4 protein-coding genes and 1 tRNA gene are annotated in these 2,913 nt (G+C 69.6%); 2 read left to right on the top strand and 3 right to left on the bottom strand.

Features of this window, described 5'->3' with window-relative positions:
* Positions 1-151: 151 nt before the first annotated feature.
* A tRNA-Leu gene (locus CH341_RS30200) sits at positions 152-236 on the bottom strand.
* Positions 237-565: 329 nt separating this feature from the next.
* Between CH341_RS30200 and CH341_RS30205 the strand changes: the two genes are divergently transcribed.
* On the top strand, positions 566-1,156 hold the full coding sequence (locus CH341_RS30205) for a flavin reductase family protein (protein ID WP_170149870.1): 591 nt from the start codon (positions 566-568) through the stop codon (positions 1,154-1,156).
* A gap of 24 nt (positions 1,157-1,180) precedes the next feature.
* On the opposite strand, the gene CH341_RS30210 is transcribed toward CH341_RS30205, so the two are convergent.
* Positions 1,181-1,666 (bottom strand): hypothetical protein, encoded by a 486-nt coding sequence (locus CH341_RS30210; protein WP_111423188.1) that lies wholly within the window; start codon positions 1,664-1,666, stop codon positions 1,181-1,183.
* Between the two features lie 217 nt (positions 1,667-1,883).
* Here CH341_RS30210 and CH341_RS30215 point away from each other — a divergent pair, with 217 nt between their 5' ends.
* Positions 1,884-2,180: a hypothetical protein gene (locus CH341_RS30215; protein WP_111423190.1), complete on the top strand. Its 297-nt coding sequence runs from the start codon at positions 1,884-1,886 to the stop codon at positions 2,178-2,180.
* A gap of 14 nt (positions 2,181-2,194) precedes the next feature.
* Here the strand turns inward: CH341_RS30215 and CH341_RS30220 are convergent, their stop codons facing one another.
* Positions 2,195-2,551 (bottom strand): DMT family protein, encoded by a 357-nt coding sequence (locus tag CH341_RS30220; protein WP_111423192.1) that lies wholly within the window; start codon positions 2,549-2,551, stop codon positions 2,195-2,197.
* Positions 2,552-2,913: the final 362 nt, after the last annotated feature.

Here is a 2,913-nt window from a genome sequence, read left to right on the forward strand (position 1 = left end):
CAATTAGGAATGTCATCGTTCGCCGACATTTCCCGACCAGGGATCATGGACCGCGCGGCTGCGCGCGTCCCGACCGTGATGCACACCGAGATCGCGCCGGCCTAATCGAGCCGTCGCTTCTCGAGGTCGTGGCGGGAATATCGGTGGTCGGTGGTGCCGGTGGTCGGGATCGAACCGACACTCCTTGCGGAACACGATTTTGAGTCGTGCGCGTCTACCAATTCCGCCACACCGGCGCGCGGCGCGGACTATAGCGAGACGCGGGCGCGGCGCCAAACGGAACTGTGGAGGAGCGGACGATCGGAGCCCGGCTCGGCTATGATGCCGGCCGTCCGCGCCGCGCCACGCGGCCGGCCGCAGCCGCCCGGAGCCCTCCATGACACCCGCCACGACCAAGCGCGCCGCGAAGGCCAAGGCCAGCCCGAAAGCCAAGCCTACGCCGAAGGCCAAGCCCGCGGCAAAGACCAAGCCCACGCCGAAGACAAAGCCCGCGCCCAAAGCGAAGTCCGCGGCGAAAACCAAGCCTGCGGCGAAAGCCAGGCCCGCCGCGAAAGCCCGGCCCACCGTGAAAAGCAAATCCGTCGCCGGGCCGCGGCCGGTGAAGAAGGTCGACTTTCCGGTCGAGGACGTGCGGCGGTTTCTGGAACCCGGGCCGATCGTGCTGGTCAGCTCGTCGTACCAGGGCGAGACCGACATCATGACGATGGGCTGGCACATGGTGATGGGCTTCGAGCCGGCGCTGATCGGCTGCTACATCTGGAACGCCAACCACTCCCACGCGCTGATCCGCAAGAGCAAGGTGTGCGTCGTCAACGTGCCGACCGTCGAGCTCGCCGAGACCGTGGTGGACATCGGCAACTGCTCGGGCCGCGACACCGACAAGTTCGACAAGTTCGGCCTGACGCCGCAGCCCGGCGTCATGGTGTCGGCCCCGCTGATCGCCGAATGCGTGGCGAATTTCGAGTGCCGTCTGGTCGACGCCAGCCTGATCGACACCTACAGCCTGTTCGTCTTCGAGGTGGTGAAGGCCCACGCCGCACCGGCCGCGATCAAGACCTCGCCGCGCACCCTGCACTATCGCGGCGACGGCGCGTTCATGATCGCCGGCGAGACCACCCGCCAATGGCGCCGCCGCTTCCGCCCGGAGATGCTGTGAGGCGGCGCGACGCCGCCCGGGCGCCTACCGCCGCTTGAGCGTGTAGATGACGTCGTCCCAGGCGAACAGGGCGGTGTTGCGGTCGCGCAGGTGGTAGGTGAAATGGCCGCCGCCGCAGTCGACATCGACGCTCGGCACGTCGCCGCTGCTCCGCGTCAGGCCGAGCTCGCGGGCGATGCGGTCCTGGCTGCCGTCGGGCAGCGAGCCGCGAAACAGCGCGTCGGTCGGGTAGGTGCCGGTCTGGTACATGGCGCGCTTGCAGGCGAGCCCCTGGTTCTTCGAGACGATGGCGCCGGCCTCGAACACGATCTCGGTGTCGACCAGGCGCCGGCCGTGCTCGTTGAGGGCGTTGCGCTCCTTGCTGCGCACCCACGGGCCCGGCACGGCCTCGACGATGGACCACCGGCCGATCAGCCCGTTGGTCTCGGCCGCCGCCGCTCCGCCGCCCGTGCCCGCTACCAGCGCGAGCAGCAGCGCCGACATCGACGCCAGCTTCCCCGTCTCCGTCATCGTCTCCGGTTCCCGACTCGAAACGCCCCACCCCGCAAGAAAAGCCAAAGCGCGGCAAAATTACGAGCGGACGGCCGCATCCCCCGTCCCCCGTCCCGCGGCCCCCGGACGGTCTGCGTTAACCGCCTGTTAAGACGATGCCTCGCCTTTGCCCGATCGGGGCCGAACGCCTGCCCCGATCGTCCGGTAGTCGATCCGGGCAACCAGACGGCAGATCATGACCTCACCTTCGATCCATCACTACGGTTTCGACGACGCCCGTCATCCCCGCTTTCCGCGCTGGCGCGCCGCCCTGGTGGCGCAGCTCGTCGCCACGGGCGCGCTCGTCGTGTCGATCGCCGTGCTGATCATGGCCGTCACGCTGCAGATCGCCGAGGCGGCGTCGCTCGATCCCGCCTCGGGGTCCGGCGGCGGCCTGCCGATCGCCGGCCTGGTGAGCCTCGGGCTGGTCGCGGTCGGCGGCCTCACCGTGCTGATCACCGGCGTCGGCGCCCAGCTCCGCTCGCGCGACTGAGAGCGGGCCGCGCCTCACCACTTGTGGAAGATGAAGAACGCGCCCACCGCCACGAAGGCGAAGCCGACGGCGTGGTTCCACGAGAGCGGCTGGTTCAGGTAGAGCCACGAGAACAGGGCGAAGATCACCAGCGTCACCACCTCCTGGATGGTCTTGAGCTGGGCCGGCGCGTAGACGGTGGCGCCCCAGCGATTGGCCGGCACGGCCAGGCAGTACTCGACGAAGGCCAGCCCCCACGAGATCAGCACCACCTGCCACAGCGCCACCTCCTTGAAGCGCAGGTGCCAGTACCACGCCGTCGTCATGAACAGGTTGGAGGCGACCAGCAGGACGATCGGCAGCACGTAAGGCGAGGCGAAGAAGGACGGCATGCGGGCAACCTCTCGCAGGCGACACGGAACGGGGGCTCCGCGACTCGCACGGATCTCCATCTAGCTGATCACGTCATCGCGGCAAGACGCGGCCGCGAAAACCTCGCCGCACCGTCGCGCCGGCCGGCCGCATCGGGGTCGCAATTCGTGCCTAGCGTCCGGCCCGCCTCGCAACCGGGACGCGCCGCCGTCCCGGCCGATCCCGGTCCAGGAGCCGCCGCATGCGTCGTCCCCGTCTCGTCCCGTTCCCCTCCTCGGTGCGCCGGCTGGCGACCCTGTCCTGCGCCGGCCTGCTCGCCGGCGGCCTGCTGGCCGTAGGCCCGCTGCTGCCGGTGGCCGCGTCGGCGCAGTCGGCACTGCCG

Origin of the sequence: Rhodoplanes roseus (assembly GCF_003258865.1) — a bacterium.
In the GTDB taxonomy this organism is placed as follows: domain Bacteria; phylum Pseudomonadota; class Alphaproteobacteria; order Rhizobiales; family Xanthobacteraceae; genus Rhodoplanes; species Rhodoplanes roseus.